General features: G+C 71.4%; 14 protein-coding genes. 4 read left to right on the top strand and 10 right to left on the bottom strand.

Going from position 1 to position 16150, the window contains the following annotated elements; translation table 11 throughout:
- Positions 1–14: 14 nt before the first annotated feature.
- The 3 genes from rsmD to ACZ7CD_RS10050 all read right to left on the bottom strand — a co-directional run bounded on the left by rsmD (position 15) and on the right by ACZ7CD_RS10050 (position 5364).
- Positions 15–569 carry a 16S rRNA (guanine(966)-N(2))-methyltransferase RsmD gene (rsmD, locus tag ACZ7CD_RS10060; protein WP_470378763.1) on the bottom strand — a complete coding sequence of 185 codons (555 nt, stop codon included), beginning with the start codon at positions 567–569 and terminating at the stop codon, positions 15–17.
- Between the two features lie 224 nt (positions 570–793).
- Positions 794–1867, bottom strand: coding sequence for an MBL fold metallo-hydrolase (locus ACZ7CD_RS10055; protein WP_360391131.1), 1074 nt, complete (start codon positions 1865–1867; stop codon positions 794–796).
- A gap of 119 nt (positions 1868–1986) precedes the next feature.
- Entirely contained in the window at positions 1987–5364 is a 3378-nt protein-coding gene (locus ACZ7CD_RS10050) for a pyruvate carboxylase (RefSeq protein ID WP_470378762.1), read from the bottom strand.
- A 318-nt stretch (positions 5365–5682) separates the two neighbouring features.
- Between ACZ7CD_RS10050 and ACZ7CD_RS10045 the strand changes: the two genes are divergently transcribed.
- Positions 5683–6999: a hypothetical protein gene (locus tag ACZ7CD_RS10045; RefSeq protein ID WP_470378761.1), complete on the top strand. Its 1317-nt coding sequence runs from the start codon at positions 5683–5685 to the stop codon at positions 6997–6999.
- Positions 7000–7226: 227 nt separating this feature from the next.
- Here the strand turns inward: ACZ7CD_RS10045 and recG are convergent, their stop codons facing one another.
- Both recG and ACZ7CD_RS10035 read right to left on the bottom strand, forming a co-directional pair.
- Positions 7227–9389, bottom strand: a complete 2163-nt coding sequence (gene recG, locus ACZ7CD_RS10040; RefSeq protein WP_360391140.1) for an ATP-dependent DNA helicase RecG — start codon at positions 9387–9389, stop codon at positions 7227–7229.
- A gap of 14 nt (positions 9390–9403) precedes the next feature.
- Entirely contained in the window at positions 9404–11014 is a 1611-nt protein-coding gene (locus ACZ7CD_RS10035) for a DAK2 domain-containing protein (RefSeq protein ID WP_458430584.1), read from the bottom strand.
- A 148-nt stretch (positions 11015–11162) separates the two neighbouring features.
- Between ACZ7CD_RS10035 and rpmB the strand changes: the two genes are divergently transcribed.
- Positions 11163–11354, top strand: a complete 192-nt coding sequence (gene rpmB / locus ACZ7CD_RS10030) for a 50S ribosomal protein L28 (RefSeq protein ID WP_030467945.1) — start codon at positions 11163–11165, stop codon at positions 11352–11354.
- Positions 11355–11500: 146 nt separating this feature from the next.
- Here the strand turns inward: rpmB and ACZ7CD_RS10025 are convergent, their stop codons facing one another.
- Genes ACZ7CD_RS10025 through ACZ7CD_RS10010 form a run of 4 tightly spaced genes read right to left on the bottom strand, consistent with a single transcriptional unit; the run spans position 11501 to position 14162 of the window.
- Positions 11501–12190 (bottom strand): uracil-DNA glycosylase, encoded by a 690-nt coding sequence (locus ACZ7CD_RS10025; RefSeq protein ID WP_360391509.1) that lies wholly within the window; start codon positions 12188–12190, stop codon positions 11501–11503.
- Between the two features lie 5 nt (positions 12191–12195).
- Complete coding sequence (locus tag ACZ7CD_RS10020) at positions 12196–12717, bottom strand: gamma carbonic anhydrase family protein (RefSeq protein WP_360391146.1); 522 nt, start codon at positions 12715–12717, stop codon at positions 12196–12198.
- 10 nt (positions 12718–12727) lie between these two features.
- Positions 12728–13183, bottom strand: a complete 456-nt coding sequence (locus ACZ7CD_RS10015; protein WP_360391149.1) for a GNAT family N-acetyltransferase — start codon at positions 13181–13183, stop codon at positions 12728–12730.
- 10 nt (positions 13184–13193) lie between these two features.
- Positions 13194–14162, bottom strand: a complete 969-nt coding sequence (locus ACZ7CD_RS10010) for a thiamine-phosphate kinase (RefSeq protein ID WP_360391152.1) — start codon at positions 14160–14162, stop codon at positions 13194–13196.
- Positions 14163–14259: 97 nt separating this feature from the next.
- Between ACZ7CD_RS10010 and ACZ7CD_RS10005 the strand changes: the two genes are divergently transcribed.
- Both ACZ7CD_RS10005 and ACZ7CD_RS10000 read left to right on the top strand, forming a co-directional pair.
- Positions 14260–14493, top strand: coding sequence for an Lrp/AsnC ligand binding domain-containing protein (locus ACZ7CD_RS10005; protein WP_053736927.1), 234 nt, complete (start codon positions 14260–14262; stop codon positions 14491–14493).
- 23 nt (positions 14494–14516) lie between these two features.
- Positions 14517–15080 carry a DUF3515 domain-containing protein gene (locus ACZ7CD_RS10000; protein WP_470378760.1) on the top strand — a complete coding sequence of 188 codons (564 nt, stop codon included), beginning with the start codon at positions 14517–14519 and terminating at the stop codon, positions 15078–15080.
- Here the strand turns inward: ACZ7CD_RS10000 and ACZ7CD_RS09995 are convergent.
- Positions 15077–16126 (bottom strand): D-alanine--D-alanine ligase family protein, encoded by a 1050-nt coding sequence (locus ACZ7CD_RS09995; protein ID WP_458430583.1) that lies wholly within the window; start codon positions 16124–16126, stop codon positions 15077–15079. The genes ACZ7CD_RS10000 and ACZ7CD_RS09995 overlap by 4 nt on opposite strands.
- Positions 16127–16150 lie beyond the last annotated feature (24 nt).

The following is a 16150-nucleotide window of genomic DNA, read 5'->3' as shown; positions in this document are numbered from 1 at the left end:
GTCCGTGGTTCTCGTCACCCATCGGCACGCACTTGCGCCCAGTACACCGCCGTGTCTCCATATCGCTTGGCACGCAAGGGTTCCACCCCGTCAGGCCACGCTGGTTCGACACTTCGCGAAGCACGTTCGACGACCAGGACGGCGTCCCCGGTGAGCCTCGGCGCGATCCCGCGGAGCACCTTGGCGAGCTCGTCGTCCCCCACCGCGTACGGCGGGTCGGCGAACACCACGTCGAACGCCCCGCCCTCGGCGGTGACGTACGCCTCGGCCGTGCGGTTGGCGACGGTCGTGTTCGCGAACCCGAGCTCCCTGGCGTTGCCCTTGAGCACCTCGGCCGCCCGCTTGTCCGACTCCACGAACGTGGCGTGCCCCGCACCCCGGCTGAGCGCCTCGAACCCCAGCGCGCCCGACCCGGCGTAGAGGTCCAGTACCTGGGCGCCGTCGAGGTCCATCATCGCCTCCAGCGAGCTGAAGAGCGCCTCCCGCACCCGCTCGGAGGTGGGCCGCGTGCCCTTGGGCGGCACCTTGAGCCTGCGGCCGCCCGCGGTGCCGGCAACGATTCGTGTCACCGGCTCATCGTCCCAGGCGGCTGGAGCGCGGGGCCTGGCTGGGCAGCGGGCCCCGACCGGCGTGGGGCTGGTCGGCCCGAAGCGGGCGGGGCCGACGCCGCTCGGGCCGAAGCCGGAGGCGAGGCGTTCAGCGCTCTGCACGCTGGCTTCGGCGGTGGTGGCTTCCCGGCTTCTTCGGGAGTGCCGGGGTCCGGGGCGAGGTCCCGGGAACAGCCGAGCCGGCCTCAGGCCAGCCCCTGCCACCACCCGTCGACCTCGCCCGGCGCGTCCACGTCCACCCGCTCCCCCGGCCGCGGCACGGCCAGCCGCATCCCGCGGGCCTTGACCTCCCGCCACACCCGGTCGATCGGCTCGCCCCACGGGTGCAGCGCCAGGTTGAACGTGGCCCAGTGCACCGGGATGAGCAGCCCGCCGCCGAGGTCGTCGAACGCGCGGACGCCGTCCTCGGGCGTCATGTGGATGTCGGGCCACGCGTCGTTGTACGCGCCGACCTGCATGAGCACCGCGTCGAACGGGCCGTGGGCCTCGCCGATCGCCTTGTAGCCGGCGAAGTAGCCGGTGTCGCCGCTGTAGAACACCGAGCGGTCGCCGCGGGCGATCACCCAGGAGGCCCACAGGGTGTTGTTGCGCTGCACCGAGCGGCCGGAGAAGTGCTGGGCCGCGGTGCAGGTGAGGGTGAAGCCGTCCACGGAGAACGACTCGTCCCAGTCGAGCTCGACGACGCGGTCGGCGGGCACGTCCCAGGCCGCGAGGTGGGCGCCGAGGCCCAGCGGCACGACGAAGACCGCGGTCGTGGTCGTGGTCAGCTCCCGCACGGTCGCCATGTCGAGGTGGTCGTAGTGGTCGTGCGAGATCACGACCGCGCTCACCGCGGGCAGGTCGGACAGCCGGTGCGGAACCGGGTGCAGGCGCTTGGGGCCGAGGTGCGCGGACGGCGAGACGCGGTCGCTCCACACCGGGTCCACGAGGACCGCGGCGCCGTCGACCTCGATCAGCGCGGAGGCGTGGCCGTACCAGGTGACGTGCAGGCCGGAGGCGACCGGCGCGGAGGGGGCCACCAGGGGGACCGGCGCGGACGGCGTGCGGTCGTCGCCGCCGAAGAGGAAGTCGCGCATCGAGAAGGAGTCGCGGTCGGGGACCGAGCTGACCTCCCTGTCGTTGTGGAACCTGCCGTTGCGGTAGCGCGGTGAGCGCGCCATCTCGAACGGGTCCGGCTTGCCCCCCAGCTGCTTCGGCACGTCCCGCAACGCCCACGCCACGCCCGCGAGCCCGAGCAGCCCGGCCAACGCCTTCTTCATGTCCATCCCTCTTCCTGACCCGGTGACCGGTGCAACGCAGGGAATCGTCGTGGAGTTCCACGGTCCGCGCAGCACGAAGGCCCGGCCGGAGCACCGGGCCGGGCCTTCTCACGCGAAGATCACTCCAGGACGATCAGGAGGTCGCCGCCCTCCACCTGCTGGGCGCCGCGCACCGCCAGGCGCTGCACCACACCCGCCTTCGGTGCGGTGATCGCGGCCTCCATCTTCATGGCCTCGATCGTCGCGACGGTCTGCCCGGCCTCGACCGAGTCGCCCTCCTCCACGGCGGCCGTCACCACGCCGGCGAACGGGGCCGCCACGTGGTTGGGGTTGCCGCGGTCGGCCTTCTCCGCCGCCGGGACGTCGGCGGCCACCGAGCGGTCGCGCACCTGGATCGGGCGGAGCTGGCCGTTCAGGGTCGCCATGACCGTGCGGATGCCGCGCGCGTCGGCCTCGGAGATCGCCTCCAGGCCGATCAGCAGGCGGACGCCCGGCTCCAGGTCGACGGAGTACTCCTCACCGGGGCGCAGGCCGTAGAAGAAGTCCTTGGAGCGCAGCACCGACGTGTCGCCGTAAGCCTCGCGGTGGGTCAGGAACTCCCGCGTGGGCGCGGGGAACAGCAGCCGGTTCAGCGTGGCGCGGCGGTCGTCCGCGAGACCCGCCTCGTCCTCCGGTGAGAGCTCCTCGACCGGCTTCGGGGCTGACCGGCCCTCCAGCGCCTTCGTGCGGAACGGCTCCGGCCAGCCGCCGGGCGGGTCGCCCAGCTCGCCGTGCAGGAAGCCGATCACCGAGGCGGGGATGTCGAACTTGCCGGGGTTCTCCTCGAACTCCTTCGGCTCGACACCGGCGCCCACGAGGTGCAGCGCGAGGTCGCCGACGACCTTCGACGACGGCGTCACCTTCACCAGGTGCCCGAGCATCCGGTCGGCCGCGGCGTACATCGACTCGATCTCCTCGAACTTCTCCCCGAGGCCCAGCGCGACGGCCTGGGTGCGGAGGTTCGAGAGCTGACCACCGGGGATCTCGTGGTGGTAGACGCGACCGGTCGGGCCGGGGATGCCGGACTCGAACGGCGCGTAGATCTTGCGCACCGACTCCCAGTACGGCTCCAGGTCGCAGACGTTCTGCAGGTCGAGGCCGGTGGAGTGCTCGGTGTGGTCGGTCAGCGCCACGATCGACGACAGCGGCGGCTGCGAGGTCGTGCCCGCCATCGACGCGGTGGCGCCGTCGATCGCGTCCACACCGGCCTGGATCGCCGCGAGGTACGTCGCGAGCTGGCCGCCCGCCGTGTCGTGCGTGTGGAGGTGGACCGGGAGGTCGAACTCCTTGCGCAGCGCGGTGATCAGCCGGGACGCGGCCGGCGCCCGCAGCAGGCCCGCCATGTCCTTGACGCACAGCACGTGCGCGCCCGCTCCGACGATCTGCTCGGCCAGCTTGAGGTAGTAGTCCAGCGTGTACAGCCGCTCGTCCGGGTTGGACAGGTCGCTCGTGTAGCAGAGCGCGACCTCGGCCACGGCCGTCCCGGTCTCGCGCACGGCCTCGATCGCCGGGCGCATCTGCTCGACGTCGTTGAGGGCGTCGAAGATCCGGAAGATGTCGATGCCGGTGTTCGTGGCCTCCTGCACGAACGCCTTGGTCACGGCCTCCGGGTACGGCGTGTAGCCGACCGTGTTGCGGCCGCGCAGCAGCATCTGCAGGTTGATGTTCGGCACCGCCTCGCGCAGCGCAGCGAGCCGCTCCCACGGGTCCTCCGCGAGGAACCGCAGCGCCACGTCGTAGGTCGCGCCGCCCCAGCACTCCAGCGACAGCAGCTCCGGCGTCATGCGCGCCACGTGCGGCGCGACGGCGAGCAGGTCCTTGGTGCGCACGCGGGTCGCGAGCAGCGACTGGTGGGCGTCGCGGAACGTCGTGTCGGTGACGCCGACGGCCCTGCTCTCCCGCAGCCACCGCGCGAAGCCCTCGGGGCCGAGCTCGGTGAGCTTCTGCTTGGACCCGGCGGGCGGCTCGGCGCCGAGGTCGACGGCCGGCAGCTTCTCCCGCGGGTCGACCGCCGTGGGGCGGGTGCCGTTGGGGTGGTTGACCGTGACGTCGGCGAGGTAGGTGAGCAGGCGCGTGCCGCGGTCGGCCGAGTGGCGCGCCGTCAGCAGGTGCGGGCGCTTCTCGATGAACGACGTGGTGACGCGGCCCTCGAAGAAGTCCGGCTCGTCCAGCACGGCCTGGATGAACGGGATGTTCGTGGACACGCCGCGGATGCGGAACTCCGCGATCGCGCGGCGCGCGCGGGCGACGGCGAGCGAGAAGGTGCGGCCGCGGCAGGTGAGCTTCACGAGCATCGAGTCGAAGTGCGGGCTGATCGCCATGCCCGCGCCCGCCGTGCCGCCGTCGAGGCGGATGCCGGAACCACCCGGCGAGCGGTAGGCGCTGATCGTGCCGGTGTCCGGGCGGAACCCGTTGGCCGGGTCCTCGGTGGTGATGCGGCACTGCAGCGCGGCGCCGCGCAGCTGGACGGTGTCCTGGGACAGGCCCAGGTCCTCCAGCGTCTCACCGGAGGCGATGCGCATCTGCGACTGCACGAGGTCGACGTCGGTCACCTCCTCGGTGACCGTGTGCTCGACCTGGATGCGCGGGTTCATCTCGATGAAGACGTAGTTGCCCTGGGGGTCGAGCAGGAACTCCACGGTGCCCGCGTTGCGGTAGCCGATGTGCCGCGCGAACTTCACGGCGTCGTTGCAGATGCGGTCGCGCAGCTCGGGCGCCAGGTTCGGCGCGGGCGCGATCTCGATGACCTTCTGGTGGCGCCGCTGCACCGAGCAGTCGCGCTCGAAGAGGTGGATCACGTTGCCCTGGCCGTCGGCGAGGATCTGCACCTCGATGTGGCGCGGCTCGACGACGGCCTGCTCCAGGAACACCGTCGGGTCGCCGAACGCCGACTCGGCCTCGCGGGAGGCGGCCTCCAGGGCCTCGCGCAGCGCCGCCGGGTCGTCGACCTTGCGCATGCCGCGGCCACCGCCACCGGCGACGGCCTTCACGAAGACCGGGAAGCGCATCGTCTTCGACGCTTCGAGCAGCTCGTCGACGTCGGAGGACGGCGCGCTCGACTCCAGCACCGGCAGACCGGCCTCGCGGGCGGCCGCGATGGCGCGCGCCTTGTTGCCGGTCAGCTCCAGGACCTCGGCGACCGGGCCGATGAACGTGAGACCCGCCTCGCGGCAGGCCATCGCGAGCTCGGGGTTCTCCGACAGGAAGCCGTAGCCGGGGTAGATCGCGTCGGCACCCGCCTTGCGCGCGGCCTTGATGACCTCCTCGACCGAGAGGTAGGCGCGCACCGGATGACCGGGCTCACCGATCTCGTACGACTCGTCCGCCTTCAGGCGGTGCAGCGAGTTGCGGTCCTCGTGAGGGAAAACGGCGACCGTTCCCGCGCCCAGTTCGTAGGCGGCTCGGAACGCGCGAATCGCGATCTCGCCGCGGTTGGCGACAAGAACCTTGCGGAACATCCGTTGCCCTCCCGGAGTTGCTCGACGGTCAGTTCAGGCACGTTACCGTGCGACTCTTGCCTGTTGGGAGGACTGTCTCACGTGATGGGTGTCATCCTGATCGGTCTTGCCCCGTGAGGATTCTCGCGGTTTGAGCGTGGCGCGGACACCCGCCACCCGGTCGGACTCCTGCCGGTAGTGGGTTTGACCGGATCGAGTGACGATCATGGTCACAATCTCGGTAGGGTGAGCCATATGGCCGGGGCTGATGGAGCCGGGCAGCCTACTGCCCGCACACCGCATTTCGACGTTGTCCTCCGTGGTTACAACCAGCGACAGGTGAACGAGCGGGTCACCCGCTTGGAGTTCGACCTCAAGAACTCGAACAGGTCGCGCGACGCGGCGGCGGCGCAGGTGGCGGAGCTGACGAAGCTGCTGAACACGCTGCGCGCCGACCTCGACAAGACCAAGATGCAGCTGCACAACCTCGCCAACCGGCCGGTGGACGCCTCCAACGTCACCGAGCGCGTGCGCGTGATGATGACGCTGGCCGAGGAAGAGATCGCGGACATCCGCAAGGGCGCGCTGGACGCGGCGAACGCGACCCGCGCCGAGGCCGACAAGCACGCCGCCGAGCAGCGCGAGCACCACCAGCGCCTGCTCGCCGAGACCGAGGCCCGCCGCAAGCAGCTCGAGGTCGCCCACCAGCAGCGCACGACGGAGCTGGAGAAGCAGTTCGCCGAACGCCGCTCCGAGCTGGAGGCCGAGTTCGAGGCGCTGCGCACGAAGCTCACCGCCGAGCACGAGGCGCTGGTCGCCGAGGTCCGCGCCGCCGGCGAGCGCGTGACGGCCGACTTCGACCGCAAGTCCGCCGACCTGGACGCCCGCCGCGTCGAGCTGGACCAGAAGTACAAGGCCTACCACGACGAGCTCGACAAGGAGTACGACGGCCTCAAGGCGAAGCTGACCGCCGAGCACCAGAAGGTCCTCGCCGACGCCCGCGCCGAGGCCGACCGCATCGCCACCGAGGCCGAGACCGCCCGCGTCGAGGCGCTGCGGAAGCTCGACGAGGAGCTCAAGAGCAAGCGGACCGAGACCGAGAAGGCCATCGCCGACCTGGAGGCCGACGCCCTCGCGCGGGTCGAGAAGACCACGTCCGAGGCCACGGCGGCGGCCACCGCGCTGGTCGACGACGCCGAGTCGAAGGCGACGACCCTCGTGGGCGACGCCGAGACCAAGGCGGCGGCCCTGGTCTCCGAAGCAGAATCTCGCGCCGCGACGACCGTGCGCGAGGCCGACGAGAAGGCCGTGGGCCTGGTGAGCGTTGCGCAGGAGAAGGCCACCGGCCTGGTCCGCGAGGCGGAGGAGACGGTGACGCGTCTGAAGGCCGACGCCGACCAGCGCGCCGCTCACGCCGCCGAGCGCGAGGCCGCCCTGCGTGCCGCCCACGACAACCTGACCACCCAGTTCAACGCGGCCCAGGCCGCGGTCGAGGCGGCGATGACGGCGCTGAAGCCCCTGCCGTCCTCCGAGGTCGACTCCGACGCTGCCGCGGAGGCCGCCGCCCCGAAGGCCGCCGCTCCGAAGGCCGGTGGCTCGCCGGACTCCGAGCCGAAGACCGAGCAGTTCCCCAAGCAGCAGCGCCCGCAGAGCTGAGTCAGCCGGGGGGAACGGGGGCTACGGACCCGTTCCCCGCCGACTGACGCACGTGCGCTCGTTGCCGTGCGCGTCGATCAGGGCGTCGGCGGTGTGCCGCCGGTCCACGACGACCCGCGTGAGGCCGCACGAGGCGAGCAAAAGGCATCGCCGGTCCGCCGCCCGTCCACGACGACCCGCGTGAGGCCGCGCGGGGCGAGCAGAAGGCGTCAGCGGTCCGCCGCCCGTCAGGCCTTCTCCAGGAACTCCGCCCGTTCGTCCGTCAGCAGCGTCGTCACCATCCCCGCCAGCCCCGGATGTGCGGCCAGGTCCGGATCGGCGTCGACCACCACCTGGGCCGCGGCACGGGCGTCGGCGATGACGTCCTCGTCCCGCAGCAGCGACAGCATCTTCAGCCCGGACCGCTTGCCGGACTGCGCCGCGCCGAGGATGTCGCCCTCCCGCCGCAGCTCCAGGTCGAGCTGAGCCAGCTCGAAGCCGTCCAGCGTGGACTCGACCGCCCGCAGGCGTTCCATGGTGGCCGTCATCTCCGGCATCTCGGTCACCAGCAGGCACAGGCCCGGCGCGGAACCACGGCCCACGCGACCCCGCAGCTGGTGCAGCTGGGAGACGCCGAACCGGTCCGCGTCCATGATCGCCATGACGGTCGCGTTCGGCACGTTCACGCCGACCTCGATGACCGTGGTGGCGACGAGGACGTGGACCTCGTTCGCGGAGAAGGCGCGCATCACGGCGTCCTTCTCGTCCGGGGGCATGCGGCCGTGCAGGATCTCGACGCGCAGGCCCTTCAACGGGCCGGCGACCAGGGTGTTCGCCACGTCCACAACGGACAGTGCGGGGCGCTTGCCCTCGTCGTCGGGGCCCTTGGGCTCGTCGTCGCCGTCACCGATGCGCGGGCAGACGAAGTAGGCCTGGTGGCCCGCCGCCACCTCCTCGCGGACGCGGGCGAAGGCGCGGTCGAGCCACGCCGGCTTCTCGCGGACGGGGACCACGGACGTCTTGATCGGCGAACGGCCGCCGGGCAGCTCGCGCAGCGCCGAGACCTCCAGGTCGCCGTAGACGGTCATGGCGACGGTGCGCGGGATCGGGGTGGCGGTCATGACGAGGACGTGCGGGTTCTCGCGTTCGCCGCGGGCGCTCAGCGCCGCGCGCTGCTCCACGCCGAAGCGGTGCTGCTCGTCGACGACGACCAGGCCCAGCGAGTGGAACTCGACCTTGTCCTGGATGATCGCGTGCGTTCCCACGACGATGCCCGCCTCGCCGGTCACGATGTCCAGCAACGCCTGGCGGCGCTGGGCGGTGTTCATCGAGCCGGTCAGCAGCGTCACGCGGGTCGCGGTCTCGGCGGCGCCGAGCTGGCCCGCCTGGGCGAGGTCGCCGAGCATCTCCGCGAGCGACCGGGCGTGCTGGGCGGCGAGGACCTCGGTCGGGGCGAGCATGGCGGCCTGCCGGCCCGCGTCGACGGCCTGGAGCATCGCCCGCAACGCGACCATGGTCTTTCCTGACCCGACCTCGCCCTGCAGCAGGCGGTTCATCGGCACGACCGAGGCGAGGTCGGACGAGATCTGCTCGCCCACCTCCACCTGGCCCGCCGTCAGCGTGAACGGCAGGCGCGCGTCGAACGCGTCCAGAATGCCGCCGGAGCGGCGGGCGCACGAGGGGGCCGGGCGGGCCGTGGCGGACTTGCGGCGCTGGGCCAGTGCGAGCTGCACGGCCAGGGCCTCGTCCCACTTCAACCGCTGCTGCGCCACGGAGATCTGCGCCCAGCTCTCCGGGCGGTGGATCGCGCGGAGCGCCTCCTCCAGGCCGATCAGGCCGTGCTCGGCGCGGAAGTCGGCGGGCAGCGGGTCCTCCGGCACGCCGTCCCAGACCTCCAGCAGCTGCTTCACGCAGTTGGCGATGTTCCACGTGTTGATGTGCTGCGAGGCCGGGTAGACCGGCAGGAACGCCTGGAGGAACGCGGAGCTGTCCGACTCCGGGGTGAGGACCTCGAACGCCGGGTGCACCAGCTGGAGGTTCTGCCGGTAGCGGCCGACCTTGCCCGCGAACAACGCCTTCGTGCCCGGCAGCAGCTCCTTCTCCGCGACGAACGCCGGCTTGCCGAAGAACACCAGGTGCAGCTCGGAGGTGCCGTCGGTGATGACGGCCTCGGTCATCTGGCCGCGGCGCGCCTTCATCTGCCGCTTCTGGCACTTGCGGACCTCGGCCTGCACGGTGACGTGCTCGTCGATTTCCAGCGATTTGATGTCGGTCAGCTGCCCGCGCTCGTCGTAGCGGCGCGGGTAGTGGCGCAGCAGGTCACCGACCGTCGTGAGGCCGAGGCCGGTCTCCAGCGCGTCGGCGGACTTCTTGCCGAGCAGCGGCTGCAGCTTGTCGTCGAAGGAGATCATCGCGTCCCATTGAACTACTCGACACCGACAAAAATCACCGCGTCCGGCTGGCCGCCGGGGTAGGCGGTCACCTCGACCTCCGGATGGGTGACGCGGAGGTGGTCCTCCAGCACGTCGACCAGGCCGCCGGGGGCGTCCGCTCCCAGCAGCACGGTCACCAGCTCGCCGCCGCCGGACAGCATGCGGTCGACCAGCCGGCAGGACAGGTCCAGCAACGACTCGGGAACCGCCGGGCCGGGCTCGATCAGCACGACCTCGCCGTCCAGCATGCCCAGGAGGTCACCGGGCTGGCAGCGGCCCACCCACGTGATGGCCTCGTCGGCGGCGATGGCGAGCTCGCCGCGGCGGGTCGCGGCGGCGGCCTCGGCCATCGCGACAACGTCGTCACCGGCCCGGCGTGAGACGTCGTGCACGGCCAACGCGGCGAGGGCCTGCACCGGCGACAGGGTGGGCACCACCACCACGTCCTGTCCTGCGGCCTGTGCGTACGCCACGGCCTCTTCCAGCGCCTCGCGGATGTCCGGGTCCCCCGGCAGCACGGCGACGTGACGCGCGCGCGTCGACACGATGGCGGACAACAGGTCTGTGGGCGTCGCCGAAGAAGATGCGAGGTCGAACACGGTGGCGCCCTCGGCGCGGAACAGGTCCACGGCTCCGCTGACCACCACCACGATCGCCCGGTCGCGCACGAACCGGGAGGCCTGCGCCGCGATCTGGTCGGCGAAGCGCGCCACCGTGATGCGGTGTGGACGCCCAGCGCGCACACCGGACTCGATGGCCGCGCCGATGTCGTTGCAGTGCACGTGCACGGTCCACAGCGAAGCGCCGTCGCCGACGACGGACACGCAGTCGCCGAGCCCGGTCAACGTGGCCCGCAGCTCGTCCACGGCCTTCTCGGAGGTGTCGTCGAGCAGGTACATGACCTCGTACTCGAACTCCGACGAGCCGCTCTCCCGCTCGGTGGTGAGCGACTCGGGCGTGCGCGGCAGCAGCGGCGCGTCCACGGGCGTCTCGACGGCCTGACCGGTGATCACCGCGGCCAGTGTGTCCAACAACACAACCAGCCCTCGGCCACCGGCGTCGACCACCCCGGCCTTGGCCAGGACGGCGAGCTGGCGGGGGGTGTCGGCCAGCGCGGCGGCACTCGCGCGGGAGGCCGCCACGACCACCTCGTCGAGCTCGTCGGACGGGCAGTCGCGGGCGGCTTCTGCGGCCGCGTGCAGCACCGACAGGACCGTGCCGGGAACGGGCTTGGACACCGCCGCGGTGGCCAGCTCGTCGGACCGCTGCAGGGCCCTGCGCAGCGCGGCCCCGGACACCTCCGAGATGCCCTGCGCGGTCTCCGCCAGGCCCCTGAGCACCTGCGACAGGATCACGCCCGAGTTGCCGCGGGCCCCGGCGAGCGCGCCGCGGGCCAGTGCCGACAGCGCGTCCCCCACGGTCGTCATGGGCGAGCGCAGCAACGCGTCGAGCGCCGACTGCATCGTGTGCAGCAGGTTCGTGCCCGTGTCGCCGTCGGGCACTGGGAAGACGTTGATCTGGTCGATCGACGCCCGGTTGGCGTCCAGCGACCGCACGCACGCGTCCGCCCACCTGCGCACCGCGACCGCATCCATGACCTGCATGGCGGGGAGGGTATCCACCCGGTTTGGTCACCGGTGCGGCCACCGGCTACCCTGACTGGGTTGCCGTGCCCGGTTGAGGCTTGTGCACGCTTGCGCGCCCACCGGGACGCGAGACTTACCGCTTGAGGAACCTGAAGGAGTGGCTGACGTGGCTGCCGTGTGCGACGTCTGTGGCAAGGGGCCGGGCTTCGGCCATTCGGTTTCGCACTCCCAGCGGAAGACGAACCGCCGCTGGAACCCGAACATCCAGTCCGTGCGCGCGAAGGTTTCGGCCTCGCAGCGCCAGCGCATCAACGTGTGCACCTCCTGCCTGAAGGCGGGCAAGGTCGTGCGCGGCTGATACCCCGCCACAGTTCGTGATCTACGAGAAGAGCCCGGCTCCGGCCGGGCTCTTCTCGCGTTCCAGGGTCCTGTGCAACGCGCAGATCGCGATTCCCCCGCACACCGCGCGCCGCCACCGGCGCGAAGCGTGCGGGGGACGACGGATTACGGCAGCTTCCAGTCGATCGGCTCTGCGCCCTGCTTCTCCAGAAGCTCGTTGGCGCGGCTGAACGGCTTCGAGCCGAAGAACCCGGAGTGCGCGGACAGCGGTGACGGGTGCGCGGACTCGATGGCGGGCAGTGGTTCGAGCAGCGGGCGCAGGTTGCGCGCGTTGCGGCCCCACAGGATCGAGACCAGCGGCGCCTCACGGGCGGCGAGCGCCTTGATCGCCTGCTCGGTGACGGCCTCCCAGCCCTTGCCCTGGTGGGAGTTCGCCTTGCCGGGCTGGACGGTGAGGGCCCTGTTGAGCAGCAGCACACCCCGCTCCGCCCACGGGGTGAGGTCGCCGTTGGACGGGATCGGGTGTCCCAGGTCCTCCGCGTACTCCTTGTAGATGTTGATGAGCGACTTGGGGATCGGCCGCACGTCGGGTGCCACGGAGAACGACAGGCCGACCGCGTGGCCGGGTGTCGGGTACGGGTCTTGGCCGACGATGAGCACCTTCACCTGGTGGAACGGCTGCTGGAACGCGCGCAGCACGTTCTCGCCCGCGGGCAGGTAGGTGCGGCCGGCGGCGACCTCCGCGCGCAGGAACTCACCCATGGCGGCGATCTGGTCAGCGACGGGGGCGAGAGCTTCAGCCCAACCGGCTTCGACAACTTCGTTGAGGGGACGAGCCACGACTGTGAACCCTATCCCACTCAATCCAGGCGCCGGAGGTTCTCCCGGTACACCGCGATGTTCTGCACGTATTTGTCGACGATGAATGCCCACGCCTGTTCGGGCACCACATAACCGGCCCGTTCTCGTGCGGGAACTCCGAGCACCATCGTGCGTTCGCGGACGTGGCCGTCGAACGAGACCACGGCACCGGCGCCGACGATCGCGCCCTTTTCCACGATGGAACCGTTGAGCACCACCGATCCCGACGCGATCAGGCAGTCGTCGGCGACGGTCGCGCCCTCGATGTGGACGTTGTGCCCGATGACGCACCCCGAGCCGATGTGCACGGGGTGCACCTCGGTGCAATGGATCACCGTGCCGTCCTGGACCGAAGTGCGTTCGTCGATCACGATTCGGCCGTAATCGCCGCGAAGAACGGCCTGGGGCCACACCGACGAATGCGCGCCGATCCGGACGTCACCGATCACCGTGGCATCGGGGTGCACGTACGCGTCCGGGTGGATCTGCGGCGTGTAGTCCCCGAGCGCGTAGATGGCCATGGAGGCGAACCTACAACGGCTTGCCGTAGCAGCGGCTGTCCGGGTGGTCGCGGTAGACGCCGAAGTTCGCGATGCGCTCGTAGCCGGTGGCCAGGTACAGGCCGATGGCCTCGGGCTGGCGGGTACCGGTTTCCAGCACCATCTGCTTGTGGCCGGCCTTGCGCGCGGTGTCCTCCAGGTTCGTGAGGACGAGGCGGGAGAGGCCACGGCCGCGCAGCGCCTCGGCGACGTACATGCGCTTGATCTCGGCGGCGCCGTCGAGCTCCTGGTGCACGCGCCAGCCGCCGCACGCCACGGGCGTGCCGTCGAGGTAGCCGACCACGAAGTAGCCGAGCGGAGCGGCGAACTGGGCCGGGTCGACCGGCGTCACGTCCTCCTCGCCGTAGCGCTCGACGAAGACCTGCTGGAGGTCCTCGATCAGCTTGACCGAGTCTGGATGGTCATACGTGCGCGTGCATAGTTCCACGACCTGCAGTCTACGCGCGCCAGTGCTCCCAGCCAGGGGGTTTCTCGTACGCCCTGCCGTCGACCGTGACACCGCTGCCCGCGCGGACCGTGCCGATCGTGGTCCAGCCCTCCGGCACGGACTTGGGACCGGGGAAGGTCGCGGCCAGCGCGTGGTCCTCCCCGCCGGTCAGCGCCCAGTGCCGCGCGTCGCCGCCGAGCGCGGACGCCACGTCCAGCAGGCGCGGGTGCAGCGGCAGCAGCTCGGTGCGGATGTCGATCGCCACGCCCGACGAGTCGGCGATGTGGCCGAGGTCCTGCAGCAGGCCGTCGGAGACGTCGATCATCGCTGTCGCGCCGGCCTCCGCGGCCCTGGGACCCTCCTCGTAGGGCGGTTCCGGGGTGCGCTGGGCGTTGACGATGCCGACCGGGGAGCGGAAACCGCGCCCCAGCACGGCCAGTCCCGCTGCCGCCCAGCCGAGCCGTCCGGTGACCGCCACGACGTCCCCGACGAGCGCTCCCGACCTCGTGACCGGCTCAAGCCCGTTCATGTCACCCATGGCCGTGATGGAGATCACCAGCGTGGCGGAGCTGACCATGTCGCCGCCGACGACGCCCGCGCCGGCCTTGGCCGCCTCCTCCCACAGGCCCGCCATGATCCCGGTGATCGTCGCCGCGGGGGTGTCCGGCGGGCACGCCACGCCGACGAGCAGACCGGACGGCAACGCCCCCATCGCGACGACGTCCGCGAGGTTCACCGCGGCTGCTTTTCGGCCCACCTGCTCAGGACTGGACCAGTCGAGTCTGAAGTGGACACCCTCGACCAGCACGTCCATCGACGCGACGACACGCCCGTCCGGCACGGCCACCACGGCCGCGTCGTCACCGGGACCGAGGACGGTCGTCTCAGGCTGCGCCCGACCGGTCGTCACCCGGTGGATGAGATCGAACTCACCCACGTCGGCGACCGTCTCCGCGTCGTGCGGCGGCTCCGGACGCAAAGTTGCCTCCCAATCTGAGCATTCGGAACCCCAACTGGGGTACGTTGCGTGACACGTTCCTACCTCGACCCAACCTGTCGCGACGAAGGGGCACGCCGTGGTGCATGCATACATCCTCATCCAGACCGAGGTCGGCAAGGCCGCTGCAGTCGCCTCCGAGATCTCCGGCATCACCGGCGTCGCCACCGCCGAGGACGTCACCGGTCCGTACGACGTCATCGTCCGCGCCGAGGCCGACACCGTCGACCAGCTCGGCCAGCTCGTGGTGGCGCGCATCCAGAACGTCGAGGGGATCACCAGGACGCTCACCTGCCCGGTGGTCCACCTCTAGCCAGCCCGTGTTGTCATAGCCGGGTGACTCAGCAGGAATCCACGTCGGCGCTGTCCCGGCCGCTCGGCGTGGCGGTCGGGCTCGCCGTGCTCCTCGCCATCGGTGTCGCCGGGCTCGGCCTCGTGCTGGGCACGGGGAACCAGGTCGAGGACGTCCCCGGCCGGTCGGGCCCGCTCGCGCTGGTCTCGATCGACGCGCCGGACGCCGGTTCACCGCAGTGCACCTCGCTGGTCGAGAAGCTGCCGGTGGGCCTGCCGTCCGGCAAGGACATGCTGCCGCGCCGGGAGATCGCCACGCCCGCACCCGCCGGCGCCGTCGCGTGGGGTGACGCCCGGCACGACCCGGTGGTGCTGCGCTGCGGCCTGCCGCGGCCGGCCGAGCTGACCCCGTCGGCCCAGCTGCGGGTGATCTCCGACGTGCAGTGGCTGCAACTGCCCGGCTCGGGCACCTCGACGTGGGTGGTCGTCGACCGCGGCGTGCACGTGGCGCTGACGGTGCCCGACGACGCGGGCACCGGACCGTTGCAGGACATCTCCACGACGGTGCGCGACCTGCTGCCGAAGCAGCCGGTCAGGACCTCGCCCTAGCGCAGGCCGGACCCGCGCGCGACCGCCGTCTCCACGAGCGTGGTCAACAGCGTGGCGAAGTCCACACCGGTCGCCGCCCACGCCTTGGGGTACATGGAGATCGGCGTGAAGCCGGGCATGGTGTTCAGCTCGTTGATGATCAGCTGGTCGTCCTCGGTGAGGAAGAAGTCCACCCTGGACAGGCCCTGGCAGTCGAGCGCCTTGAACGCGGTGACGGCCATCTCGCGCAGCCGCGCGGTGATGTCGTCGTCGAGCTTCGCCGGGATGTCGGACTCGTAGGAGTCGTCGACGTACTTGGCGTTGAAGTCGTACCACTCGACGCCCTCGCCCACCGGCCGCAGCTCGGCGGGCAGCGACGCCTCGACCCGGCCGTCGGGGAACTCGAGCACCGCGCACTCGATCTCCCGCGCGTTCGGCACGGCCGACTCGACGATGACCTTCGGGTCGTGCTGACGGGCCTCGAAGACGGCGGCGTCGAGGTCGGCCCAGTCGCTGATCTTCGTGATGCCCACCGACGAGCCGGCGCGCGACGGCTTCACGAACACCGGCAGTCCCAGCAGCTCGCGCTCGTCGAGGGTGAGCGTGGTGGCGGCGCGGTCGAGCGCGACGAACGTGCCGACCGGCAGCCCCTCGGCCTGCAGCAGCTTCTTCGCGAAGACCTTGTCCATGGCGGCGGCGCTGGCGAACACGCCCGGCCCCACGTACGGCAGGCCGCCCAGCTCCAGCAGGCCCTGGATCGTGCCGTCCTCGCCCCACGCGCCGTGCAGCAGCGGGAACACGACGTCGACGCCTTCGAGCGCCTGCCCCGGCTCGACCGCGACGACGGTCCGGTTGCGCAGCGTCGGGAGGTTGCCGGCGCCCGCCTCCAGCGCGCTCGGGTCCGTGCCGAGCGCCCACTGCCCCTGCGGCGTGATGCCGATCGGCACCACCTCGAAGCGGTCGGGGTCCAGGTGCGGCAGCACGCTCTTGGCGGACTGGCAGGAGACCTCGTGCTCGGAGCTGCGGCCGCCGAACACCACGGCCACCCTCGTCTTGCGCTGCGTCATGCGGGCGACCCTACCCGTTTGGGC

The sequence above is a fragment of the Lentzea sp. NPDC036949 genome (assembly GCF_055608075.1).
Note: the sequence above shows the minus strand (reverse complement) of the source record. Positions and strands in the feature narration are given on the sequence as shown.